This window comes from Leptospira sp. WS58.C1 (genome assembly GCF_040833995.1).
GTDB classification, from domain to species: domain Bacteria; phylum Spirochaetota; class Leptospiria; order Leptospirales; family Leptospiraceae; genus Leptospira_B; species Leptospira_B cinconiae.
The window spans coordinates 2,525,584-2,550,990 of record NZ_CP162137.1; the positions used below are offsets into that span (position 1 = coordinate 2,525,584).

Consider the following 25,407-nt stretch of genomic DNA (forward strand, 5'->3'; position numbering starts at 1 on the left):
AAGGTTTTTGAAACTTTAATCGAATCGTGAAGGCGATGTAGGAACTCCAACATCGCATCACTTCTGCGACTTCGCATCTCTGCGCGAAAACAACTCAGTAACTCTTGCTTACTCTGCGACTTCGTTATCTAAACCAGGAAACAATCTGTTCTCTGCGTATCCTGGTTTGGTATTCTAAAAATCTTTCCTTCCACCACGGATGTGTTTTCGAAAGATCCGTTTCCCAAAACCAAAAATGTAGGTCGTTTAATGTACGTTTATCCCAAAGAAGTCTATTCATTTCCTTTGGATTCAAAGAATCAGGACCGGATTCTTTCCAGTTAGAGACCAGAGTATCCATATATCTTTTGCGTGCATCCGACTCTTTCTTTCGAGTTCTCAAACGAGAAGTATGAAAACGGAATAGAAGAGGATCTACTACGGACAGAAAAATCCCTCTTCCCGATCCCATTCCCTCCAAAAACTCCGAATATTCTTTTTCAAATTTTTCAGTATCCGTCAAAAGAGGATCCTTTTTGGTTTCCTCGGGAGTTAAAAGAAATCCCCTTCTTTTCCAAAGTTCCCCCTGCTTAGAAGACGAAGTCCATACTGCCCAGAAATAAGAAAGAAGCCAACCGCCGGTGATCGGTAATAACCAATAAAAAAGAACAGGATAATAAACGAATAACCATATAGAAATTCCTGTACCATAAAATGCCTGAGGGAGTAAGGCGCGAGCCGCTGCCATTCTATCGATCCCCTGAGCCGGATCCCTGTTTTGAGGCCCCCATTCTATCTTTCTATTCCAGAAAGTCATCCATAGAAATCTGGTATATTGGACCATATAGGCTGGAGCCAAGATCACCGACTGGATAAACTCTACAAAAAAGGAAAAGATAAAAGAGAAAAATCCGATCCCACTTTCTTTTCTACGGAAAAATAAACCGTCCAAAAAAGAAAGAATTCGAGGCATGAATAATATTAATATAGTATAAATTTGTAATCCATAGAATACGGGAAGGTACATGCTTTCCTGAAATTGTGCCCATTCTTCCGGAATAGATGCCAAACGATAATAATCAGTATCCGCCATTACGGTAAAACTAGTGGCAATCAAAAGTAAAGCCCAAAGAAGAGAACTTCCGTAAGATAAGATCCCCAGAAGGATATGAATCCTACTGGAAATCCGCAGTCCACCTACGAACAAGAACCAAAAATGTTGTAGATTACCCTGGCACCAACGGTTGTCTCTTTTCAAACTTTCCAGAAGATTGGGAGGACATTCCTCGTAAGAACCTTCTAAATCGTATGCAAACCAAACAGTATATCCAGCTTTTCTAATTAAGGCCGCTTCTACCGTATCGTGGGAAAGGATCTTTCCTCCTATGGCACCTTCTCCAGGTAAACCGGGAAGTCCGCAATGTTCCATAAACGGTTTTAATCGTACGATCGCATTATGGCCCCAGAAAGGCCCCGAAAATACCTGCCAATAATAAGATCCCGCTCCGAAAATAGGATTACCCAGCCAGGTCCCGAATTGTGCGAGCCTTTGGAACAAACTTTTTCCTCGGACGATCTTTGGTACGGTTTGTATGATTCCTGCGTTAGGCACCGCTTCCATGAGACGGATCAGATTCAGCATACATTCACCGGTTACCAGACTGTCCGCATCCAAGACGATCATATACCTATAACGTCTTCCCCATCTCCTACAGAAATCCGCGATATTCCCCGATTTTTTGTTCAGGTTGATCCTTCTTTTTCTGTAATATACCCTTCCCTTTGTTTCCGGTTTTCTGGAAAGTTTAGAGAATGCTTTCTCTTCCTGTAGCCAAATGTCCGGATCGGTAGTATCGGATAATAAGAAGAAGTCCAAGTTTTCTCCGAGACCCACCGAGGCAGCGGACTTCATCATGGATTCCAGACCTGCTGCTACTCTAGCGACATCCTCGCAATGGATCGGGATCACTACTGCGGTCGGCGGGAGTTCGTTCGGGTGCACTTTCTGTCCGGCAATCAAACCGGAGATACGTGTGGGATCTCCGCCTCTGATCCTTTGGATCGTCCCAAAAATCGCGGTGGTGGCACCGAATGCCAATAAAGGAAATAAAAAACAGAAAAGCAAAAGTGTCGCCCATTCAAGCGGAGAGATCCCGTTTATTAGAAGAAAACGATATTCTAAATAAATCCCGAATAAGGAAAGAAGTCCGAGAACTCCCACGAAACCCAATCTTCTATACGTAAACTTTCTGGAGTCAAAGGCTTCTTTTAAGATCCCTTCAGGCTCGGGTATACTTGTAGGAAAAGTTTCCGTCGTCATGAAAAATACCAAAAAGCCAGAGAGATATAAACAGCGGCCCAAAATAATGCAGTAAGGACCAGAGCAACGGGTTCCGGTTTTTCCGCAGAAGGAGAAGCCAAGTCCGCAAGCGGCCCGAAATCGATCGGTCTAGGAACCATTGAACCGGGCTCCAAAGGAGGCAAGCTACTCTCCCACTCACGATGTAATTTTACGGAGGTTTCTTCTTTAAAAATTTCGAATATATTTTTGTCCGAGGAGTTGGATTTTTCGAAAACTTTGGAAAGAGTATTATGGATCTCTAAACTATCTTCGATCCCCATCCCTCTTAAGTAAAGTTCCAGACGTTCCCATTCTTTGGAAAGATGAGGATTTCCCGAAGGACCCGAGTCTCTCTCGAATTCCTGTTTTTTCTTAGTTCGGCTCAAGTACGAAATTCCAGGTTTCAGAAATGATTTCTTGGTTTCTGCTCAATGCCGCCTTCAGATCGGATGGCCTAAATTTGTTCTTAGGATATACTCCGAAGGTTAGTCTCCATACTCCTGTCTCTTCTATCTTTTGAACGGAATATTCGGATAATTCCGCATTTTCTCCCGTATCTATCCTTGCCTGAATGTATGCGAACGGATCCAAAGAACTTAAGTTGGAACTTTTGAAATCCACATAGAACATCTTCAAGTCCGGATCTCCTTGTGCGTCCCCGATCCGGGTAGCTACCACTTTTGCCAAAGAATCAGGAAGCGGATCCGTATCCGGCCAACGAACCGTATAAGAAAAATCGAATGGAGTTCCGGGTTGGGGAAGAGGCTCAGGCATCCAATAAGCCCCCATATTATCATCCGAATCCTGGATGGTAGGATTTTCCAAAAGATGAACTGCCCCTTTTCCAAAGGGAATTTCAGGTTCCACCCAGGCGCTCGGCCGGAGGTGGTATTTCATTTCGCTATGTTGGTAATTCTGGAATTCCCGGTCCCTTTGGATCAGTCCGAACCCTCTTGGATTTTCGTCATGAAAAGAATATGTAGTGCTACGTTTCGGATTGTCAAGGGGCCTCCAGATCCATTCTCCTTTTCCGGAATGGATCAATAAGCCGTCGGAATCGTGGGATTCAGGATATGCTTGTCCTTTAGGAATTCCTCGCGTCTCGCTATACCAATACATACTGGTTAAAGGAGCGATCCCAAGCCGATCTACCTTCGTCCTCAGAGTCACCTCTGCACTTACTTTAACGGCGGAAATTTTTCCCGGAGTGATCTGGAATTCGTAAGCACCAGTAGCAGTTTTTCCGTCAAGAAGAGCATATACCGTGATCGAAGAATCGGTCTTGTCCGGTTTGACTACGTAAAATTCCCGAAAAGAAGGAAAGTCTTCCGGATAAGGCATACCAGTATTGACTGCAATCCCACGAGCGGAAAGCCCATACCATTGTTTTTTGGAAATGATCCTATAATAACTTGCACCCTGGAAGACGGCAAACTCATCCGTATGTTCTTGTGTATTGATCGGAAAGTGGATCTTGAATCCCGAATAACCCAGGTTAGGTGGAAGTTCTCCCACACCTTTTAACTTGGATAGATCAAAGGCGGAAGGATCGTAAGGGATCTCTCTTGCGAAATCACCTCGTACTTCGAATACTCTTACATTGGTATTGTATAAATGCCCAGGATGTAAAAACTGCAACTGGAAAGGATTTCCTTCCTTTTTCCATACGGATCTTTCGGGACGGAAATAAATATTCTTGTATTGGTCCCAAGGCAGACCTTTTAAAAAGTCGGTAGTGGAACGTCTAGGCGGAATGTAACGTAGTTTGGATAATGCCCTCGCTCTTGATTTGAGGTCGGAGAATGAGAATTTGAAGGTAGGATGAGTTTGTTGGTCGGAAATTTCCCCCTCTCTCACGCTAAGCAAAGGAGAAGAAGAGAAATCGGGTTCTTCTCTATCCCGCCTCTGCTGTCTATCTGCGACGGCAAAGAGTAAGGCAGTCGCCACAAAGGCTAGAATTATATGCAAACGTAACAATTCTTATCCTTCCTTTCGACAGAACGGATCTCATGACCAGTGTATCATTCGTACATAGATAGGGCAAGGTCTTTTAAGCCCGAATCCCCATCGAACTCATCTCAACCTTGCCCTTGATACGCGAAATCAGATCCTAAAAATTAACTTTATTTAGGTGTCACTTTCACAAAATACTTTTTGGAATCATCCCAAGCTTTCAAGATCTCTTCAGAAAGTTCGGATCCGGTTAACTTGGTATGTTCAGTAATTAAAGACTTTATGATATCGTAATCTTCGTTTTCTAGATCCACGATTTTCACGTATTCTTTGTTGATTAAAGGTTCCAACTCCCAATCTTTCTGGAAGAAGTAAGCCTTTCCTCCGGTCATTCCGGCGCCCATATTCTTACCGACTGTTCCCAAACAAACGATTGTCCCGCTAGTCATGTATTCTAAGAAGTGATCGCCTGCTCCGCCTACAACCGCATCCGCTCCGGAGTTTCTTACTCCGAATCTTTCTCCCGCTCTACCGGAACTGAAAAGTTTTCCGGAAGTAGCACCGTAAAGACAGGTATTGCCGATGATCACATTCTCATACGCTTTTAATTTGGAACGTCTATGTTTGCGAATTACGATCGTTCCACCGCAAAGTCCTTTTCCAACATAGTCGTTTGCATCCCCGTGAAGAGTGATCTGTACTCCTTTTACGAGCCATGCTCCTAGGGACTGACCTGCGGTTCCCTCGAGAATAATTTCCAATTTTCCGGGAAGACCTTTGGAGCCGTATTTACGTGCGATAATTCCGGAAACTTTCGCTCCCACAGTCCTGTTCGTATTTTTCACCGAATAAGAAAGTGACATAGAAGTTTTTCCTTCTAACGCAGGCTCCGCATCTTTTAGGATACGATCGTCCAGAACTTCACCGACTGATTCTCTTCTTACGAATCTGTCTTTTTTCTTCTTAGGGTCATAAAGAAGAGGAAGACGTACCAAAATCGGATTCAAATCCAAAGAATCCAAGCGGTCTTGTTCATAACGTGTAATCTGTTTCAGAAGGTCCGTTCTGCCTATGATCTCGTCCATAGAGCGGAATCCCAACTTAGCCAGATACTCACGAACTTCCATAGCAAGAAGAGTCATCAGAGTAGCGACCTGATCGGGAGATCCTTTGTACTTCGCTCTGAACTTAGGGTCTTGGGTAGCGATCCCCGTAGGACAGTTATTCAAATGGCATTTTCTTGCCATGATACAACCTAACGCCACAAGGGAAGCGGTCCCGATCCCGTATTCTTCCGCACCTAAACATGCAGCGATGATCACGTCCCTTCCGGAAACGATACCTCCGTCCGTACGGAGAACCACTCTATCACGCAGACCGTTCATTACTAAAACTTGATGTGTTTCCGAAAGCCCAAGCTCCCAAGGAGATCCGGCATGTTTGATGGAAGTAAGAGAAGCAGCTCCGGTTCCCCCCACATGCCCCGAGATCAGGATCACGTCGGCGTTCGCTTTTGCAACACCGGCTGCGATCGTTCCCACTCCCGCTTCGGATACCAGTTTAACGGAAACCTGAGCGGTATGGTTGGCTTGTTTCAAGTCGTAGATTAACTGAGACAAGTCCTCGATCGAATAAATATCGTGGTGAGGAGGAGGAGAGATCAGATCGATTCCCTGAGGAGTATGGCGGTTCGTCGCGATCTCCTCGTTGTTCTTCTTGCCTGGAAGTTGTCCACCTTCTCCCGGTTTAGCTCCTTGAGCGATCTTGATCTCCAACTCTTTTGCAGAGTTCAGATATTCGGAAGTCACTCCGAATCTTCCAGAAGCGACTTGTTTGATGGAAGAATTCGCCAGATCCCCTTTCGAATCCACGACGTAACGAGATGGATTCTCTCCACCTTCTCCGGAGGAAGATTTCGCTCCCAAGCGGTTCATTGCGACCGCAAGGTCGGTGTGAGCTTCGATAGAAAGAGCGCCATGGCTCATACCGGGGGTTAAGAAACGTTTTTGGATCTCGGAAACCGTTTCTACTTCTTCGATCGGAACAGGTGCACGATCTACGAAATCGAATAGATCTCTGATATTGATCGGATCACTTTCTTCCATTAACTTAGAAGCTTCCAAAAATGCTTCATAATCATTATCCACCGCCGCTTTGCGGATGAATTTTACTACTTTAGGAGACCATCTATGAGGTTGGTCGTCCTTTTCGGAGATAAAGTCTTCCGGATTAATCTCTTTATTGAATGCGGAGTCGTGGTTGCGCAGAATATTCTGCTCGATACCCCCGATACCGATCCCGGAAATTCTAGAATAAGTTCCCGGGAAGTATTTAGAAATTAGAGTTCGAGAAAGACCGATCGCTTCGAATACCTGTCCGCCCACATAGGAAGACATGATGGAAATTCCCATCTTAGACATGATCTTCAGAAGTCCGTCATCCACCCCTGCACGATAGTTGCTGCATAGAGTAGCGAAAGATGGACGAGTACCGTCTTCCGCATCGAAATCTCCCTTGGACCATAGGTCATGAAGAGTGTCCCAGATCAGGTAACTGTTCACACCGGAAGCTCCATATCCTAACAGAACCGCCACATTATGGATTTCGAATGCGGATCCGGTTTCCACTAAGATACTAGTCGCTGCACGTTTTTTGTTTCGGATCAAATGATTATGGACCGCTGCTACTGCCAATTCCATAGGAATAGGTGCACGGTCTTTGTTCAGTTTTTTGTCCGATAAGATCAGTATATTCACTTCGGATTCCGCAGCTTTTACCGCATCCGCAAGTAATTGGTCCAATGCAAGTTCTAGATAATTTCTTGCCGCACCTTCTTCATGATGAGCTTCGAAAGTTGCATCCAAAGTCAGGACTTTGTATTGTTTTCCGTCCTTGTCCCTAATCCTTTGTAATCCGAGATTGGTTAGGTATGGATGAGAAAGTACTAGACAATTCTGGGGTTTTTCATCCGCGAAAAGATTTGTCTTCTTTACGAGACGAGTATAAAGAGAAGTAACTCCCTTCTCTCTCAGATAATCGATCGGAGGGTTTGTCACCTGAGCGAATCTCTGGCGGAAATAAGTATATAGTCCGATACGAGAAAGCATTAGGATAGAAAGAGGAGTATCATCTCCCATGGAACCGATCGCTTCTTTACCTGCGATCGCCTGAGGTTTAATTACCGCTTTTTGTTTATATGGAGAATACGCAAAAAGAATCTGTCTTCTTCTCAGTTCGTCTCCGGAATAAGTGATGGTTTTAGTAATAGATTCATCAATAGTTTGATCCAGATACTCCACATTCTCTTTGGACCATTCTCTATAATCGTATTTTTTCTCGAATAGAGCGTTGACGTCCTCGTTAAAATAGATCTTACCTTCTTTCAGGTTGATCGCGAGCATATCACCAGGACCTAATCTTCCTTTTTTGGTGATGATCTCTTCGTCGATGTGGACTAAACCGGTTTCGGAGCCCATGACGACGAGTCCATCCTCGGTGACCACATATCTTGCAGGACGAAGTCCGTTTCTGTCTAAACTTCCTCCGACCCAATCACCTTCTGCGAAAGCAAGTGCAGCCGGCCCGTCCCATGGTTCGGTAAGAGTATTATTGTACTCGTAGAATGATTTCAGTCCTTCAGTCATCTGAACGTTCTTACTCCACGCATTCGGTATCAACATCGCTTTTGCATGAAGAACGTCCTTACCGGAACGTACGATCGCTTCCATTGCGTTGTCTAAACTTGCAGAGTCGGATAAATGAGGTCGAATGATCGGATGGATCTCTTTTTGGAACTCCCCCCATTTTTCACAGGCCAGTTCCTCTTCCCTTGCAAGCATCCAAATCCTATTCCCTACGATGGTATTGATCTCTCCGTTATGTGCTAAGATCCGGAAAGGTTGAGCTAAAGCCCAGCTTGGGAAAGTGTTTGTGGAATATCTTTGGTGGAAGATACAATAAGGAGAAACCATCTCCTCACTTTTTAGATCCTCGTAAAACTGAGAGACCTGGTTTCCATTGAATAATCCCTTGAATGTGATCCTTTCGGAAGAGAAGGAACAAATATAGAAATCCTCGCTCATGGAAAGCCTGAGCGCATCTCTCATCACTTTCTTTTGGATCAGGAATAATTTAGTCTCGAAATCCTCGTTTGACATCCCATCCGGTTTTCCGATCAATACTTGTTCGATCTGAGGCCGAGAAGCGTTCGCCTTAGGTCCCAGAACCTCCGGATTTACGGGAACATATCTCCAAGCATATAGCTTGAAGTTGAATTGCATTAGTGCTGATTCGATGAGACTACGACAAACATCTTGTTTGTCTATGTCCTCTCTTGGTAGGAACACCATCCCCACACCGATAGAATCCTCATCTGGGCGTCTGTGACCCATCTCTTCGATGTATTTCGCAAACAGTTTTTTAGGAATACGGATCATGATCCCGGCGCCGTCTCCGGTTTGCATATCTGCATCTACGGCTCCACGGTGGGTAAGGCATGCGACCGCCTTCAAACCCATAGATACAACTCGGTGACTGGACTCGCCCTTATAAGAAGCGACGAAGCCTACTCCGCAGTTATCGCGCTCGAAGGATCTGTCGTATAGACCGTTCTCCTCCAAGTACTTTTGGATCCGCAACTGTTCGTCAAGGTGTAACATCCGCTAAGGTTCCTCTTTAGGGTTGGTATAAAATCCGGGACTCTACTCTTTGCCTTGGTCCACGGACGGGGAACCCCCACCCACGCGATGTTTGGCTGAATTTTGTAGCAAATGTCCGATTCTTAGACCAGTAAATTTACGAGTGCCTAGTTTGAAAACGATCTTTTTAAAGGAATCCAGAGCCAAATCGCATATATACGGCTTATATCAGCCTCAGGTTCGCACGGAGAGCACTGAGTTCACGGAGATATAAGGTAGAGCAAGCCCTCCGTGGTCTCTGTGCGAAACTAGTTTCTGCGGATCGAAAGAACTGGGTTTAAGAATAGATCGGTTAGGATCTTTCTTTGGCTAGAGTCAGGGATACGAGAAAGAAGCTGGTCCATCTTTCCTTTGATCTGAGCGAAATCAGGATATTCATCCATGACCCTCAGGATATGAGGCCAGGCTTTTTTTACAAGTTCGGCCACCGCCGGGCTTGCAGTTCTCGCCTTGTTCCAAGAAGATTCCAATTGGTTTCGAATGCGGAAAAAATCACGACCTAGTTCCAAAACCTTTCTGAGTCTAGATTCCGAAAGACCGGTGCGAGCTCCTAATTGGCCGAGGGTCCCATCCCATTCTACCACTTCTCCTTTAGATTCTTTTAAAAGAGAAGTTTGTAATTGTACGAGTGCATTCTCTTCGACAGGTAAAGAAGCCACCCAACGTTTATACTCTTCCAGCTGTCCCGCTTTTTGGAATACCCGGACCTTCCCGACCTGATCCATATATTTGGAAAACGGAATACTCACAGGAGGTTCGGAGAAACTTGGAGAATCGCCTCCAAAATCCCCGTCGAAATGGAGATCATCCACATCCGCTAGGATATCTTCTCCCACCTGGACTGGAGAATCGTCTTCCTCCAATTCTTCTACCTTCATAATCAAAGGTTTACCGGAGAATAGTTCACCATATTTTTTTAATATTTCTTCTAAAATAGGAGTTTCCGGTCCTTTACGCACCGGAGCAGCTTGGACAGGTCTGGCAGCGGCACCCGCTGCTGCGGTTTCTCTGGCTACTTCTCCCAAGGCAGCTGCTTCTCTTTTTTTGCCGGTAGCTATATCTACCAAATAGATCATTCCTTCTTCCGATTCGAATTTATGACCTGCGGGAAATGTAAATCCAAGTCCTTCTAAGATCTCTTCAGAAATTTTAGAATATTTTTTCTTACGAGGGGTTTGCTCTGCGGCGGACTCTTGTTCGATAAGTTTCGTTTTTACCTTATTTAACGCCCCCAAGAAGTTTCGGTTCATGTAGGAAGAAAGTTCCCCCGAACCCATTCCGAGAAACTGAGCGAATTGAGGAAGTTGATCGAAAAAATGATCCGTCTTTTGGACATTACTCGAGATATAAGAACGTATCTTTGATTTAAGAGCTTCTTGTTCTTTAGCAGGGATTTTTTTAGCGGAGATCAAGGTCCCGAAAAGTTGGATATGAGTATGGAAATAACTTAAAAATTCCCCGTACGCGGTTAGAACGTACTCTCCATGGGAATTTTTTTCTATGACCTTTCTGTCTGGACCTGCCATAATCTGGATTCGCAGTCAAGTTTTTACAACCCTAGACCGGAATTCAAGACAATTAAGTTACGGATCTCTCTTAAACAGTCTTAGGAATCGTTTCTTCGCTGGGGCTTCCGCTGATGATCCTGTATCTCAAGAATGTGTTGCAAGTGGCCTCTTCGGAATAACGGACCAGATCATAATCCGGACGGGGAGAACGGAAAAAAGAAGAATGGGCCAGACGTTCTGTCACTTCTTTTCGGATATGAGCTCTCGCTTCGTTCCTCCTAATGTAAACGGAAGGAACTACTATATCATTCTTATAAGATAAAATATTATTTCTATAAATCGCAACGGTTAGGCGGATGCGGTATGATTTATTCTCCGTCAGGTCTTTTGGTTCCAGATATTCCATACCGAGGCCCTTTGTTTGAAAATCTTTTTAGACTTTCTATAACCAAAGTATCGGATTTTCCACCCCCCGATCTCAAATTCGAGAGATGGATTTTTTTTACTTTTGGAAAATTTAGTTTCTACCGATAGGCGAAAGTTTCGCACGGAGGCCACGGAGGAAATCTTATAGGAATTCCAACAGACTGCTCACACCTTCGTGCTCTCTGTGTGCTCTGTGCGAAATAAATTAAGGTAACATAATTTTGTGCAAACTCCAAGGAGTCGCTAAAAAGGAAGAATCTCCCGTATCGGAAACATAAAAAGCCGACGGAGAAATCTGGTTCGTAGGAATCGAAGTTTGATTCAATTCCGTAAAGTTCCCATCCCGCTTAAACACTTTGTATCCGTTATTCGAAGTTCCTTCTAGGGTATATAAATTCCCTGACTTGTCCGTTGTGATCTGTTTGAAAGGAGTCGTAGCGGATTGGGCCAAATTATTCCAATCTAAAGTATTGGAATTGAACTTAGAAATGGAAGTATGAATATCACTTTCGCCCATTCCTACGATCATATGATAAAAATTCCCGGCATAGTCCGTTTCCAACTCTTGTGTACTCATGATAAAAAATTCTCTATAAGAATTATCTAAATAATTTCCGTCCCCTCCCCCATTGATAGAAGAGAAATTCAAATAAGTGAAGAAGTCTTCTTCCCCCATATCCACAAAATCACTGAATACTTTTCCGTCCGTAACGGCGATATTCGTGAAAGGAACGAATGAATTCGCAGGTAACGTGCGAGTGGTCACCCCGGTAAAGTCCGTTTTAACTTTTACCAAAACCTTTGTATCCGAAGAATTTCTACCGGAAATATATAAGAAGTCTCCGTCAATTTCCAGATCCGCACCTTGTACGGAGGATCCCTGGAAAGAAGGTAAAACAAAATTAGAAAGATGAGCTCCGTTCGGGTTCAGCTTAGTGATCTGTTTTGTTGCATGAAGAATGTAAAAATTTTTCTTTGTATCTTGAACGATCCTCAAAGGAGAAATTCCGATCAATACAGGAGAACAATTCGTAAAGATAGGAGCGGCACAAGAAAGGATAGAAGATCGTTCGGTATCCACAGCAAAAACGTTTCCATTCCGATTATCGGTCGCGATACTTGCGATGGTAGAAGGCCCGGCAGGATTGATCTTCATAGTCGCGGAACCTCCGGACATCCCGCTATGGAATCGAACTAGATGAGGTCCGTTTTCCGGAAAGGTATTTTTTTGAATGGCAACCAGGATCTGTGAACCACTCATCGTCATATCGATAATTTGTCCTACTGTAATCTGTTTGGATGCAATCTGATTAGGAGTATCCCCGCTTATATCGTATTGGAATAAATTAAAGGAAGAATTATCCGCAACTAACAAACTATTGTCGGAAGGATGAATATAGATCGCATAAGGTTCTCTGAATGTTCCCGGAAGATCCCAAGTCTTGAGTAAATTACCGGCAGAAGAATATTTAAAAATACGGTCTGTCCCCGTATCAAAATTCGCTTCGCTGATATACAAATCTCCCGCGGTATCCAAGGCCAAATCCTTAGGTTCGGAATCCGATGGAAGATCGATCAAACTTGTTTGGGAACAGTCGGAATTCAGCTCGAATACCTTCATTCCCGCCAAAGCAAAAATACGATTGGCAGCATCCACGACGATCGTTTTAGGGGAGATCCCGGTCCAAACACCGATCATATCTCCATTCGCATTCAGTAAATAAACATTCCCTCCGCTAGTAACTAACACGGAATTTCCCCAAGAGGAAACTGATACTGCAGCCCCCGGAAAACCGTTTTTAAACCGGGCGTAAAGGGAAGTTCCTCCTCCTAAGGAATTCAACTTTGTGGAACAAGAAGAATTGAAACCGACCGTTCCAGTATCAAAAAGACTAATCGGAGAAATTTTCCCTTCCAAATCGACGACTTGGATCGCATACTGAAAAGAACTTTGAGAGTTCGAAATAGAGTCCGTAAAAGCGGGATCAGTCACCGAACCGATCTGCTGGTATGAAGATTCGAATGCCAACTTTCTGAATACTCTGTATTCTTGGGCAGGAACCGGCTCCCAGTGAATCTCCACCTTATCACTGAACATTGCGTCGGAAGCACTTACCCATGCGGGAGTTCCTGCTTCTCCAGGCGGCGGAATATCTTCCCCAGGAGGAGAAGGAGAAATGACCGCAAGAAACGCGGACATAGGATCAACCCCTCCTTCCGAAGAACATCCTGCCAAAAAAGAAAAACTGAATATTAATAAAAAATTAAATAACCTATTCATTAGATCCCGATAAACATTATTTTTTTTAATTTTCACATACGTATTAAGATTAAGGAATAATCACTTTCCCTTTGATAAAATCAATGTCAAAAGGCGGATCCACAAAAGAATACGCGCTGACTTCCACACACATATATTCGAAAGTGGAACGATTCAAACTAGTAGTTGCTTCGTATGTCCCGGCGGCGATCGGTTCGAATTTTTCGAAAAATCCCAAAGAAACAGCGGGAATGGAAAAAGAAATCGGCTGAGCCGCACCAACATCTATGTATAAATATTCGAAATTATCCTGGGCAATCGTCTTCTGGGCTTTAAATTCCACCTGATCCCCGCTTAACGTAGCGGTCGCACAGAATGTTCCGCAGTTTCCTATAGTCGCAGGAAGTACGGCAGCTCCGGTGCAAAAATGGGTTTGGCCCACTTGTTTCACTTTGGAAGAAATACCAAATTCATTCCGAGCAACGATCAATATCTTCAGCTTTCTGTCGCTAGGACCGACTAACGCGGGAGGATTCGCCCCCGGCTGAGCCAATTGTCCAGCGGTGACTGTCCAATGTGAGAATGAATTCACCACCGTATTATCCGGCATCAGTTTCATACTTTGGCCTCCTATAAATGCGGAGACAGTTGTATTATCATGGACCGGTAGGTTAAAATTGATGGCCTGTATGGAAAACAAACCGAGATAACTATGCTCGTCCGGATCGGAAATATCGAAACTTGTGATCGTAGAATCTTGCAAATCAGGCGCATTCACAGGCTGCCCCGGAGGAGCAGGATCCCCAGGAGGAACCGGAATGGGAGCTGTCACTCCGTCTAAAACCGCCTTCGCGGCAGCGGTCAACTCCGCAATACTCTTTGCATCCTCGGAACAATATAAAACAAAAAAGATCCCGAACACGGGTAGTATCTTGGTAAAACGGCTTTTTATATATATAGGATCCATCCCAATTCCCATCTAACGTTTTTCCCAACTAATCGATACCCGGTGAATTTTTCCGAGTTTTTTAGAAATTTCCCGGATTGGCTCGGAATGAACGACACAAATTTAGGAACAAACGGGTGTTATATGAATTGATCCGATGGTTTGATTTCAAAACTACGGATCAATCGATACGTTATGCGCGCATATAGACTCCCCGGCAACTTACCAGCACAACAAATCGTGGTGATCTTTTTTTTAGATTTTTTATTCCTGTTAGAAAAAAAGTGAGGAAAAGCTCATATTTAATATAACGTTCACTACAGTCGCTCTTCCCCCCAAACATCATTAAAAAAGGAAAGAATGGCAAGGCTTCAGGAAAGGATTTCAGGTTCGGAATACATTCTTCTTTTTTTCGCCCAAGGAAAGATCGGAAGTAAAAGAAGAATATAAGAAATAGGAAAAGATTCGAAAATAACCTCTCCATGAAGACTGTTCATTTTGGTGATCCCTAAAAATTTAGAGACCAATATAAGAGAAATAAAGAGAGAAGCAGAAATTATAAATGCCAGACCGAGAGCGATAAGATGTCTGATCCAAAGATTTTTCCAAACTAGTTTTGTATTTTTCAGCTTATGGAATCGAAAACTCGCCAGTGCAATACGGATCGAAAGAAGAAGTAATAGTAACTCTAGCAATATATTATTTCCAACGCTTGTCCAGATCCCGAACAAAGTCAAAATAGTTCCCGAAAGAATCACCGAGGAAAAAATACAAAGAAGGATAACGGAGACCCTACTTCTAGAGAATCGGATCACGATCCCGAAGATAGAAAGAAGAAGAATATCCATATAGAAATTGAGAAAGGAACCCAAAAGAAAGGTATAAAGAATACTTTGCAAAAACGCGATCAAAAGCAAAACATAAGAGGCCGAGTTCAAAAAAAACTCCGCATCATCAGGGGATTCGATCCTAGCAAAAAACCGTTTCAACAGATTCATATCCGGTTCCTGCAATCCTGTTGATTGGCTTTTTTCAGTCAATTTAATGAATTTGTCCGCCCTTTTGGCTGCTACGCTCCGCAATAAAACGTACTACAATTCCTTAAAAAACCTTTCCGATTGGGGCTAATTCCGGAAAAATCCTAAATGACAAGCGGTTCGTTCTCTTCTTAATGGAACAAGAGAGCACTCATGAACTTCCGATACAATCATTCTCCATTCTCTTACCAACGCCGCAGGACCAGAGAGGTAAAAGTAGGAGATATTGGCATCGGTGGAAACAATCCGATCCGTATCCAGTCCATGATCACTGCGGACACAAGGGATACCGAAAACTCCGTTAGACAAATTCTGGAATTAGAAGCCGCAGGTTGTGAGATCGTTCGATTGACCGTACCTTCTCAACCGGATGCGGATAACTTACCGAATATCCGCAAGGAGCTCAAACGTTTAGGAAGCAAAGTCCCGCTTGTAGCGGATATCCATTTTACTCCGAGTGTCGCAATGAAGTCGGTAGAATGGGTAGAGAAGGTCCGCATCAATCCGGGTAACTTCGCTGATAAGAAAAAATTCGCAGTTAGGGATTATACGGAACAAGAATACAAAGAAGAATTAGAAAAGATCTCGGAAGTATTCAGTCCATTAGTACTTCGTTGTAAAGAGTTGGGAGTCTCGATGAGAATAGGCACCAATCACGGATCCTTATCCGATCGTATCATGAATAAATACGGAGACACACCGCAAGGTATGGTGGAGTCCGCGATTGAATTTATCCGTATCGCAGAAAGTCTTTCTTATAAAGATATTATAGTCAGCATGAAGGCCTCGAATCCGCAGGTAATGGTTCAGGCTTACAGATTATTATGCAGTCGTTTTATCGAATTGCAGATGGATTATCCGTTACATCTAGGAGTGACGGAAGCAGGAGACGGAAAAGACGGAAGGATCAAATCCGCGATCGGGATCGGTTCATTATTGGAAGACGGGCTCGGAGACACGATCCGAGTTTCTTTAACGGAAGATCCGATCCACGAAGTTCCAGTCGCAAGATTACTCGCGGACAAATACAATAAACTCAGATTTCCGGAAACGCAAAACCAAGGATATTCCGAATTCAGAAATCCTTATTCTTACCAAAAATTTTATAGCAGGCCGATCCAAGTGGGAAATCTTCCGATAGGAGAAAATCATTCGGTTCGGATCGAATCAGTTTTACCTTTCGAATCGGAAAGCGGATTTTCGCAGGAGCTCGCTTCGCTCAAAAATTATGCAAGATCCAGATCCTTGGAATTGGAAATGGTCTCCGTACCTCTTCCTTCCGACGAATTCCTAAGAGAAGAATGTATATCCGCAAGCAAATCCTCCTCCGTTCCGATGGGAGTTATCGTTGAACAAAACGAACTTTTGCTCGAAGACGTATTGGAAGATCTGATCCCTTTCCCTAAAGTGACAGTTGATCCGTTCCATCATTTTCAAAACAGGGATTCTTTATTAGAATTTTTGCATAAAAGAGAAGGCAAAGGGATCACCGAACTCAATGTCCAGGCCTACCAACTTGAAAGTCTAAAAGGATTACCCGAGGAATTCAAGAATGCAGGAATAGAATCCGTAACGTTCTCGGTCCAAACCTTTCATATATTGCACGATTATAGAAAACTAGCCCGAATACTCAGTGATTTCGATTACCCGATCTTCCTGAGTGCGGAATATCCGGATATGGAGACCGCATTGTACGAGTCCTCGATAGGGATCGGCGGAATGTTGACCGACGGGATCGGGGATATGTTACGGATCAAGGTAATCGACAGCGAACCGGAAGCTGTACTACAACTAGGATTTGATATCCTACAAGCAACCAGATTACGTCTTACAAAAACGGAATATATCTCCTGCCCTTCTTGTGGAAGAACGTTATTCGATCTACAGACCACAACTGCACGCATCAAAGAAAAAACAGGCCACCTCAAAGGAGTCAAGATCGCAGTCATGGGCTGTATCGTAAACGGTCCAGGAGAAATGGCGGATGCCGATTTCGGTTATGTGGGAGCCGGCCCAGGCAAAGTGCATTTATATAGAGGGAAAGAGATCGTACTCAAAAACGTTCCTTCCGAAGAAGCAGACGAAAGACTGGTCCAACTGATCAAAGACTCCGGAATGTGGATGGAAAGAGAATCAGTTACAAGTATTTAAAATTTCACACAGAGCCCACTGAGAATACCGAGGAGACCGGATGTAGGAACTCCTACATGGCGATCATTTCAATATACTCCGTGCCCTCAGTGTTCTCTGTGCGAAACCTTTCTTTAAAGCTCGTTCGCTTCTACGATAATAAAATTCGGAGACACCTGCCTCAGTTTTCTCGCGGAATATTTACCCTTGTCTTGGAAAACCTTCTTTTTCCAGACTTGAGTCGCAAATTCCGTTTTAGAATTTTTGATCTTATCGTAAAAATGATCCGCTATTTTTTGTTTACCCAAAACGGACTGAGTCCTTGCCAACCACAATGCACTTTGTTGTTTTCTGAAAGAAGAAGTCTCCAAACTTTCCGCCTGTTCCAATAGGAACGAAGCCTTATTCAGATTCCCTTTTTCCAGATATAAAATTGCTTCTAAAAAAAGTATAGAAGGATCTTTGCCGGAAAATTCCTCATTTGCCTTCTGTAATTCCAGAATTATATCGTCAATACCGCCCATTCCCGGGTCGTCGTTAATAAGCATTGCTTTTTTATAATATTGAATCGCAGAACCCGCTTTAGCGACCTTGGATTTCGGAACCTTCCGCCCTTTATCCTTTTTAATATCCGAAAGATCCAAAACCTTATAACCTGGCTCTCCCCAAACCATAGGAATTTCCATATAAGGACCGCTTCCCGTAGGAGCAGTTCCCACTGAGACGAAAATTTTACGAGCTTCCACGCTCATCACCACGGACTTTACGGAAGTGATCTGACGAATGGTAGATCCCATAGTGCGAGATTCGCCGCTGGAACAATCGATCGAATCATTCAAGATATTCTGAAGATCCACAACACTTGTCCCTTTTTTCTTCTTTTGTGAAGAAAGAAGTTCTTCCGCTCGATCAAAACGACTGATACAATGATGATAGAAAACAGGAGCCGCCATTATCTCTCCTTCCTGTAATCTTTCACTTTGGTAATGGTTCGTATTCACAATATGATCTTTTCCTAAATTAGGATAAACCACATCCACATTCCCATAATTGGTTTCGATGATCGCAGCCTTCGGGCCCTTCTCCTTATGATTGGTGACGATGAGTCCCCAAGTAGAATTGATCTTATGTTTTTTGGCGATACTCACAGCTTCTTCGATAGATCTCGCTTCCGAAATGATCTTATGACCGAAGTCGATCACACCCAAACCGTTAAAGCCGATTTTTTTATGAAAGCGAGTATGGAAAGCAATCGTTAGCCCAGCTTCATTAAAAGCGGTGATCCCGGGAACATCCGCACCTCTACAAGCAATATAACCGTAACGTAAACCTTTTTCGGGAGTGCAAAAAACAACAATCGGACGTTTGTCCCAAACTTCCACACCTGGAAAATCGAAATTACGAGCGTGATATAACTTACCATCCCGGCTTTGCTCCCCCCAAACGGCAACACTCGTACAAGCGGGAAGCATCTGAGGATTTCTACTCGGACTCATATGCGCAAGTTCCGGGAGAAGTTGGATTGCACCCAAAAAACCGACGGAGTTTTGGAAAGAATCCATAGTAAAAAGTTCCTTCTCTAGTTTCGGAGAACGACCTGCCGCAGTCAGAGCAGCGATGGTGCGAGCCGAAAATTCGGAAGGTCTATTCTTCTTCATCCTTCTCGACATCCAATTCACCAGCAAAGAAGTCGCCCCCTTCGCCAAAAAATTCCGATTGTTACGAGGTAAACTTCCCAACAAAAGATTGCGGGCCATCACAGGATAAAAATCGAAGATCGGTTCGAATTGTCCGATCGTATTCATTATCTCACCGAATTGTCGTCCCATCTCTTCCTGGGAGCCTTTGAGTTGTAATACAGCTAGAGGATATGTTTCCGAATTCATAGGCTTATCATAGCAGATCTTCGCCCACTCATCGACCGCCTCCATAGGTTCGGATAGCCGAACTTATCGGATCGGACATTTGTAGGAGGTCCAATGCACGATTTGGCTGTAATTACTCCCCACCCTCGTGGGCGGGGGCCGGTCGGTGGTACCCTGGTAACGACAATTTTCCCTCTATCAGTAAATCCCTTCCTTTTCAAGCCTCTTTCGCGGGGTAATTTTGTAGGAAGTCCTACAGACAAAATGTCGGGCGGTTCCGAGCGATGCTCGGACCGGGCTACTTCGGGTTCGCGCATTCGCGCTCATCCTGGCTTCGCCCGGACTAAAGCCCTTCGTATCCCTACCGCAGCGACCCATAGGGAGCGAGGTAACGACCGCTTTAGCGAGTCGGTGGCCGAAGGGCAAACGAGAGAAAAGTTATATCAAAACCACTAGCCTGAATCGAAAGCCTTGCTAAAATGAGCACTCCGCATTTGACCGCAGCGACCCATAGGGAGCTGGTCTGTGATTATGGTGCAATTTGTTTGGTTTGAAATTTAGCTTCGCTTTGCTCCGCTACCCTTCGGGAATCTCACTCCCTATGGGTCGTTCGATTGGCAACGACCTTGCGAGCGATCCGTAGAGAGCGAGCAAGCTCGAGATAGCCGGAGGCACGATCGAGAGCACTCCGCATTTGGCCGCAGGGACCCAAATCTATTTGGCAGAAAACAGGATGAGAAATCAAATAGCATCCGATCCAAAAAGTCAGTCATGGAACTCCTACATATATTTTTCCTAAAATTCCTGCAGTTCGGAGCGGGAGCCGCATTTCTATACGCCTATCTGGAAATTATCCGTCCAGGCTCCGGGAATCGGATCTTAGTGCTCATTATGACCCTTACCGGGACCATACTACTTAGATATTCCTGGTATCTGCAGGATGATCTATTAGAAATTCCTTATCTATTTATATTCTTACATACTAGCGTCCTTTTCGTAGGACCGCTCATCTATACCTATATCCGTTCCTTCTTAGAAACCGAAGAAGAAAGTCCAAAAGAAAGACTCATTCGTTATGGACTCCATTTTTCACCCGTATTATTATTCGCCGTTTTTGAATCTGCCTACTTTTCTCAAGATAGTTCCGAACTAAAAACCCAGGTACTACAAGGTGCAAAGGAATTCAGGCTGGATTGGGCTCATTTAGGGAGTTTTCTTGCAAGTATCCAAGTTTCCGTATATTCCCTATTTTGCCTTTATCTATATCACAAGGTCAGCAGAAGATACGAAATGTACGAATTAAAATTGGTATGGTTAGTATTACTTCTGCCCGTATTCGCAAACGGACTCATAGGAACCGCCTACTTTCTAAAGAACAAATATTTGTTCGATCTAGGAGCTTCTCTCATCTGCGTCATGGTCCTTCTACTCTTCTTAGTCAGAGAAAGACATCCAGGTTTTTTTAGCGAAATCAGCGAAGTCATACAAAATGCGAAATACCAAAACACTCCTCTACTCACCAAAGAAATAGAAGCAGCAAATGCAAAACTGAAAGAACTATTAGAAATCAAATATTTATACAGGGATAGCGAACTAAGACTTGTGGATTTAGCTGCAGAACTCGGACTGAATTTGCACCAAACTTCCAGATATTTAAACGAAGTTCACAAAATGAATTTTTACGAACTCATCAATCGATACAGAGTGCAGGAAGCATGCAAACGTTTAAAGGAAGAACCTGATAGTTCGGTGTTAGATATCGCTTTTGCCGTTGGTTTTAATTCGAAGTCAACGTTTCATTCACAGTTTGTGAAGTTTACGGGGATGTCACCAGCGACGTATAGGAAGGATGGGGGTAATCCGAAACAGTAAGATGAATTCTAAAACCACTCCCCTCCTCAAATACTGCCAAATTGACAGCCATGAAGATTTTCAAACGTTTCTCCTTCATCATTAGTTTTTGCTATATAATTTACCAGTAGTATATTATTTAATGTCTAATAGTATATTAATTAACGAGGTAGGAACTCATGCAAAAAGTATTGGTAACGGGTGCAAATGGACACTTAGGTTTTTCTTTAGTAAAACTTCTTCAAGAAAGAGGTTATGAAGTAACGGCTGCGGTCCGAGATTCGAATGATGCAAAGAAGACAGCCAACCTGAAAAAGTTAGGAGTGAAACTGGTCTCCGCGGATTTGGGAGATAGAGAATCTCTTCGCAAGGTTCTCCAAGGACAGGATGGTCTGTTTCAAGTAGCAGCAGCGTTCAACCTGACAGCTAAAGATCCGTGGAAAGAAGTAGTGGAACCGAATATTAACGGAACCAGAAATATTCTGGAAGAAGCCTATAAAGCGGGGATCAAAAAGATCATTTATACTTCCAGCATTGCGGCAGTGGGCACAATTGCAGAAGGAGAACCTCCTCTGAATGAATCCGCTTGGAATGATTCAGCGAAAGAACCTTATGCAATATCCAAGACCAAATCCGAAAAACTGGCCTGGGAACTTTCGAAAAAATTGGGCTTAAACTTAGTGACTGTTCTACCTGGTACCATTTTGGGTCCCCAGTTCACTCAACCAACATCTTCTTTAAAGCTAATCCAAGACATCCTAAACGGACAACTTCCATTCGCACCGAAGATGACTTTCTCCTATGTGGATGTGAGAGATGTTGCGATGGCGCATATCCTTGCCTATGAAAATCCCTCCGCACAAGGAAGATATATCGCAACCGGGGAAACTTTTTCCGTTTCTCAAATTTGCAAACTAGTTAAGGAGATCCATCCAAAGGTAAAAACGACCGGAAAGGAACTTCCTTCTTTTATCGTTCGTGCCATGCCCTATCTGGACGCATTAAAACATGCAGTCACAGGTTTGGATAGACAGATCAACTCGGAGATAGTGCAAGATTATCTCCAAAGAAAACAGGAATACGATTCGGATCGATTAGCAAAGGAATTCCAATGGAAGCCTATGCCTATCAAAAAATCTCTGCAAGAGACAGTTGACTGGATGTTGTCGGGTGCCGTATAGTTTCCTGAGAGTGGATAAAAAAAGAGCCAGAAGGCCGGAAGAAAAAGAGATCCGAAAGCAGTCCATTGTGGCTGCTTTGCGGAAGCTTCTGGTGAAACAAAAACATCCGCTGCCCAGCACCCAGGAGATTGCGGAGGCCGCAGGAGTCACAAAGGGTGTGATCTATTTTTATTTCAAAACGAGAGAAGAAATTTTTCTTACTCTTCATTTACAGGAAACGGAATTATTTTTTAAGGAAATGGCGGAGTTACTGCAAGGCCCCGAATATTCTTTAGCGAAACTAAAGGAGAAGATCATTCATCAGTTTTCCAAAAACGAAACTTTCATGTTCGTAGGCCTTATAATACCCGGAATTTTAGAAAGTAATGTGGACCGGGCCTTTTTATACGAATTCAAAAAGAACACTTCCGATGGAATGGACGAACTGGCAAGAATCTGGCTTTCCAGAGAAACCGGACTTACGATCTCGAATGCCAGAAAATTTATATTACGTTTTTATTTTTTAGCATTGATGCTTTGGCAGCATCACAATCCTCCCAAAGAAGTAAAAGAGGCATTCCAAAATAAGAACCTTTGGCTCTTAGAAGGAGATTTGGATCAGGTACTTTCCGAGTCCTTTGATTGGTTATGGAAAGGAATGAATTCTTAAAGAAAAGACCGGCAACGTGCTGACCAAGGAAATTCCGCCACGCCACCGATCCGAGTTAATTCGCTTTCTATTTCGTACAAAGCTCCGCAGGAGGTTTCTCCCCACTGGCAAATGCGATTGCACAAGCCTCTGCTTTTTTAGCAGGATCTAATTTATTCCAGTCAGCCCTGGCATCTTCCACATTTGTAGAGGTAGGAAACCAAGGCGGAGGGTTATTTGCCATGGCTTGCCCGGTCGCAACTACGATAAACCAAAGTTTAATAAAGTTATCCATAGCCTCCTCCTGATCATCCTCGGTGTTAAACGGATTTAGATCATCAAGATCCGAACAAGAAGTACTAGCAAAACTAACGCTAAGCACCAACAATACAGACACAAAAATTCTTAACATAGTAAAAATCTCACTTTTTTTTTCGAATAAAAAGCGACCCCACATCCAAAGCAAATGAATTTGTTTATTTTTTATAAAAAAATTTTTATCCCAAATTGTATATAAGTAATACATTATATACCAAATTACATACTCAATTTTACCGCGACAAAATCGAACAAAATAACAAGAACAAAACTTTTATAATATTATTAGTAAATAATATATTGAGTAAACAATAAAGGAGGGCGATCTATCTTCCGGAAATCCCTGAATGTTCCCAGAGAATCCTTTTGATCTCTATAATCGTAGGCATGTGATCTTGGACAGAATGATCCGAATCGATCAGGATTTCGGACTCGGCCCCGTCCAAATGAGAGCTATCGTAAGATATTACGGAATCGTTGATCCATTCCAAATCCCTAAACTTAGAATTCCCTATAATAGAATGGAACGGAACTTCCGGTTTTAATTCTCCGGTTACCTTCATGAACAAGCTGTTCGGAGAAAGCCCATCCACTCCATAGGTTTCCGGAAGAATGGACTCTTCCTCGGAGTCTAAGGTTAAAAACTTATAAACTTTTCCTATATTATTAAGAGCACCTTTAGGAAGAACGAACAAGATCCTAGCGATAGAAGCCAAAAATCCTTCGGCAAGATTGGAACCTCTATGAGGTGTAGCTATAAATACTACCCTTTTCACAAAAGGTAATGGTTTAAAATCGAATACTCGTCGAACCTCTTCCTTGGATTCGGAATTCAAAGAATCGAATTTTTCGGGGGGAACGTTAGCAACTTTCATCCAATCTTCTTTTTTACTTCTGGTCACCGTCAGCTTGGAAAGAAGTCCACCCATACTATGACCTACGATCATCATCTTATCAAAAGAGGAATCTACTTCCTTTGGATCATACGTCTTTCGCAGGTCTCGAAGTGTATCCCTAAAATCCGCCGCGGAAATGGTGATCGGATTTCCCGTAGGATACCAGTAGACCCAAAATTGGTAATTGTCCTTGATCTTAGGATCCGCTAAAAGTTCGTTAATCATGGGAAACCATATAAATGGAGAAGAAGCAAGACCGTGCACAAACACCACAGGTATCTTTCCTTTTCGATAAGGATAGACCAGATAAAGCCCCTTTCGTTGCAAGGCTTCCTCTCCGTCAAACTTAGCGAAAAATCCGTCCCTCTTTTCCGCTCCCGATAACATATATGCAAGCGGAGTGGTTGTATCGCTCTCCATCGGCAGATCTAATCCGGAAAATTGGACCCGGTCCCTATGAACCGGATCATACAGATGTATGATCGCCTTCAGATTTAAATTACGATTTTCTAAATAAGATTCTTCCAATGTTACAAGAGCCGTTCCGGGATAAGCCTGGCCTACACCCGCTACGAATTCGTATTTTCTTCTTTCGATAGGTTCTTTTTCGGGATGTTTTCGGATGAGAATTAAAGGAGTTCCTATCCCGAATTTACTGATTTGATTGGAAAATCCTCCGTTCTTATAATCGTAAGCGACTTCTACTTCCAAAAAATTTTTTGGCGTCCAAGCGGTATCCACTTCCGCTTTAGTCATGGAAAGAGTGCCTCTTATAAGCGGAAGACTTAAGTCCGTTAGATTGGCAAGTTTTCTATTCTTTTTGGCAAATCGAACTAATTGTGCGAGTGATCTATTGTATGTTTCAAGTGCAAACCTAAATTCCATTGAGAAAGGATCCGCAGCAGGGATCGCCTTCTTATCGAATAAATATGTATAGGAGTACACTAAAGAAGAAGCGAACATTCTTGCAAACATTGGATCTTCCAGATCCAGGTCCGATCCGGCATGATAACATAATTCGGACAGATAATACGCAAGTTCTCTGGTTTTTATTGCCACTAAACGATTGTCCAAATCGTAGATGACTACCTGCGGAGTTTCTTGGTATCTTTTGTATAGATCGTTACTTTTTAAAAAACGAGTCGTGATCAGACTTAAATTTTTGGAAGAGATCGCGTTTTCACGAACAGTACGAATCTGTTCGTATTTTGAATAGGAAATTGTGGAATATGTCGCCGTTGTACATTGGAAGAAGAAAACAAGGCCTAGAATGAAAAACTTTTGCAAAACGTTTTTTTTCGTACGGAGAACACGGAGCCCACCGAGGTTAAAGGAGTTACGAAAAGTTTTACCCATGTGACCTAACTCCGTGTTCTTTGTGAACTCTGTTC

16 protein-coding genes are annotated in these 25,407 nt (G+C 43.3%); 4 read left to right on the top strand and 12 right to left on the bottom strand.

The features are described from left to right. Positions 1–124: 124 nt before the first annotated feature. The 9 genes from mdoH to AB3N61_RS11655 form a co-directional block, all read right to left on the bottom strand. The gene (mdoH, locus tag AB3N61_RS11615) at positions 125–2,299 is read right to left on the bottom strand and encodes a glucans biosynthesis glucosyltransferase MdoH (RefSeq protein ID WP_367897642.1); all 2,175 of its coding nucleotides are present in this window, start codon (positions 2,297–2,299) and stop codon (positions 125–127) included. After that, entirely contained in the window at positions 2,296–2,706 is a 411-nt protein-coding gene (locus AB3N61_RS11620) for a hypothetical protein (protein WP_367897643.1), read from the bottom strand. The genes mdoH and AB3N61_RS11620 overlap by 4 nt, the downstream gene beginning before the upstream one ends. After that, positions 2,693–4,288 (bottom strand): glucan biosynthesis protein, encoded by a 1,596-nt coding sequence (locus AB3N61_RS11625; RefSeq protein ID WP_232421016.1) that lies wholly within the window; start codon positions 4,286–4,288, stop codon positions 2,693–2,695. The genes AB3N61_RS11620 and AB3N61_RS11625 overlap by 14 nt, the downstream gene beginning before the upstream one ends. A 155-nt stretch (positions 4,289–4,443) precedes the next feature. After that, positions 4,444–8,931, bottom strand: a complete 4,488-nt coding sequence (gene gltB, locus AB3N61_RS11630; protein ID WP_367897644.1) for a glutamate synthase large subunit — start codon at positions 8,929–8,931, stop codon at positions 4,444–4,446. Positions 8,932–9,218: 287 nt separating this feature from the next. Further along, positions 9,219–10,496 carry a hypothetical protein gene (locus tag AB3N61_RS11635; RefSeq protein ID WP_367897645.1) on the bottom strand — a complete coding sequence of 426 codons (1,278 nt, stop codon included), beginning with the start codon at positions 10,494–10,496 and terminating at the stop codon, positions 9,219–9,221. Between the two features lie 70 nt (positions 10,497–10,566). After that, complete coding sequence (locus tag AB3N61_RS11640) at positions 10,567–10,884, bottom strand: hypothetical protein (protein WP_020770179.1); 318 nt, start codon at positions 10,882–10,884, stop codon at positions 10,567–10,569. Between the two features lie 225 nt (positions 10,885–11,109). Next, positions 11,110–13,104: a hypothetical protein gene (locus tag AB3N61_RS11645; RefSeq protein WP_367897646.1), complete on the bottom strand. Its 1,995-nt coding sequence runs from the start codon at positions 13,102–13,104 to the stop codon at positions 11,110–11,112. 130 nt (positions 13,105–13,234) lie between these two features. After that, a complete protein-coding gene (locus AB3N61_RS11650; RefSeq protein WP_367897647.1) occupies positions 13,235–14,131 on the bottom strand; it encodes a hypothetical protein in 897 nt (298 codons plus the stop codon). Between the two features lie 350 nt (positions 14,132–14,481). Further along, positions 14,482–15,108 (bottom strand): hypothetical protein, encoded by a 627-nt coding sequence (locus AB3N61_RS11655; RefSeq protein WP_367897648.1) that lies wholly within the window; start codon positions 15,106–15,108, stop codon positions 14,482–14,484. 192 nt (positions 15,109–15,300) lie between these two features. Here AB3N61_RS11655 and ispG point away from each other — a divergent pair, with 192 nt between their 5' ends. Then, positions 15,301–17,298 carry a (E)-4-hydroxy-3-methylbut-2-enyl-diphosphate synthase gene (gene ispG, locus AB3N61_RS11660; protein WP_367897649.1) on the top strand — a complete coding sequence of 666 codons (1,998 nt, stop codon included), beginning with the start codon at positions 15,301–15,303 and terminating at the stop codon, positions 17,296–17,298. A 113-nt stretch (positions 17,299–17,411) separates the two neighbouring features. Here the strand turns inward: ispG and AB3N61_RS11665 are convergent, their stop codons facing one another. Next, on the bottom strand, positions 17,412–19,163 hold the full coding sequence (locus AB3N61_RS11665) for a C45 family autoproteolytic acyltransferase/hydolase (RefSeq protein ID WP_367897650.1): 1,752 nt from the start codon (positions 19,161–19,163) through the stop codon (positions 17,412–17,414). A gap of 750 nt (positions 19,164–19,913) precedes the next feature. Between AB3N61_RS11665 and AB3N61_RS11670 the strand changes: the two genes are divergently transcribed. The 3 genes from AB3N61_RS11670 (at position 19,914) to AB3N61_RS11680 (ending at position 22,823) form a co-directional block, all read left to right on the top strand. Further along, positions 19,914–21,014 (top strand): AraC family transcriptional regulator, encoded by a 1,101-nt coding sequence (locus tag AB3N61_RS11670; protein WP_367897651.1) that lies wholly within the window; start codon positions 19,914–19,916, stop codon positions 21,012–21,014. A gap of 158 nt (positions 21,015–21,172) precedes the next feature. After that, the gene (locus tag AB3N61_RS11675; protein ID WP_367897652.1) at positions 21,173–22,174 is read left to right on the top strand and encodes an SDR family NAD(P)-dependent oxidoreductase; all 1,002 of its coding nucleotides are present in this window, start codon (positions 21,173–21,175) and stop codon (positions 22,172–22,174) included. Continuing rightward, a complete protein-coding gene (locus tag AB3N61_RS11680; protein ID WP_367897653.1) occupies positions 22,164–22,823 on the top strand; it encodes a TetR family transcriptional regulator in 660 nt (219 codons plus the stop codon). Before AB3N61_RS11675 ends, AB3N61_RS11680 begins: the two co-directional genes overlap by 11 nt. Before the next feature lie 67 nt (positions 22,824–22,890). On the opposite strand, the gene AB3N61_RS11685 is transcribed toward AB3N61_RS11680, so the two are convergent. Together AB3N61_RS11685 and AB3N61_RS11690 are read right to left on the bottom strand one after the other, a co-directional pair. Next, positions 22,891–23,328, bottom strand: coding sequence for a hypothetical protein (locus AB3N61_RS11685; RefSeq protein ID WP_367897654.1), 438 nt, complete (start codon positions 23,326–23,328; stop codon positions 22,891–22,893). A 118-nt stretch (positions 23,329–23,446) separates the two neighbouring features. Next, the gene (locus AB3N61_RS11690; RefSeq protein ID WP_367897655.1) at positions 23,447–25,372 is read right to left on the bottom strand and encodes an esterase/lipase family protein; all 1,926 of its coding nucleotides are present in this window, start codon (positions 25,370–25,372) and stop codon (positions 23,447–23,449) included. Positions 25,373–25,407: the final 35 nt, after the last annotated feature.

Coding starts and splice junctions, on each gene's coding strand:
- AB3N61_RS11635 (WP_367897645.1), bottom strand. CDS start 10,496: ATGGCAGGTCCAGACAGAAAGGTCATAGAAAAAAATTCCCATGGAGAG.
- AB3N61_RS11685 (WP_367897654.1), bottom strand. CDS start 23,328: ATGTATTACTTATATACAATTTGGGATAAAAATTTTTTTATAAAAAAT.
- AB3N61_RS11655 (WP_367897648.1), bottom strand. CDS start 15,108: ATGAATCTGTTGAAACGGTTTTTTGCTAGGATCGAATCCCCTGATGAT.
- AB3N61_RS11665 (WP_367897650.1), bottom strand. CDS start 19,163: ATGAATTCGGAAACATATCCTCTAGCTGTATTACAACTCAAAGGCTCC.
- AB3N61_RS11675 (WP_367897652.1), top strand. CDS start 21,173: ATGCAAAAAGTATTGGTAACGGGTGCAAATGGACACTTAGGTTTTTCT.
- AB3N61_RS11670 (WP_367897651.1), top strand. CDS start 19,914: ATGGAACTCCTACATATATTTTTCCTAAAATTCCTGCAGTTCGGAGCG.
- ispG (WP_367897649.1), top strand. CDS start 15,301: ATGAACTTCCGATACAATCATTCTCCATTCTCTTACCAACGCCGCAGG.
- gltB (WP_367897644.1), bottom strand. CDS start 8,931: ATGTTACACCTTGACGAACAGTTGCGGATCCAAAAGTACTTGGAGGAG.
- AB3N61_RS11690 (WP_367897655.1), bottom strand. CDS start 25,372: ATGGGTAAAACTTTTCGTAACTCCTTTAACCTCGGTGGGCTCCGTGTT.
- AB3N61_RS11640 (WP_020770179.1), bottom strand. CDS start 10,884: ATGGAATATCTGGAACCAAAAGACCTGACGGAGAATAAATCATACCGC.
- AB3N61_RS11645 (WP_367897646.1), bottom strand. CDS start 13,104: ATGTCCGCGTTTCTTGCGGTCATTTCTCCTTCTCCTCCTGGGGAAGAT.
- mdoH (WP_367897642.1), bottom strand. CDS start 2,299: ATGACGACGGAAACTTTTCCTACAAGTATACCCGAGCCTGAAGGGATC.
- AB3N61_RS11650 (WP_367897647.1), bottom strand. CDS start 14,131: ATGGATCCTATATATATAAAAAGCCGTTTTACCAAGATACTACCCGTG.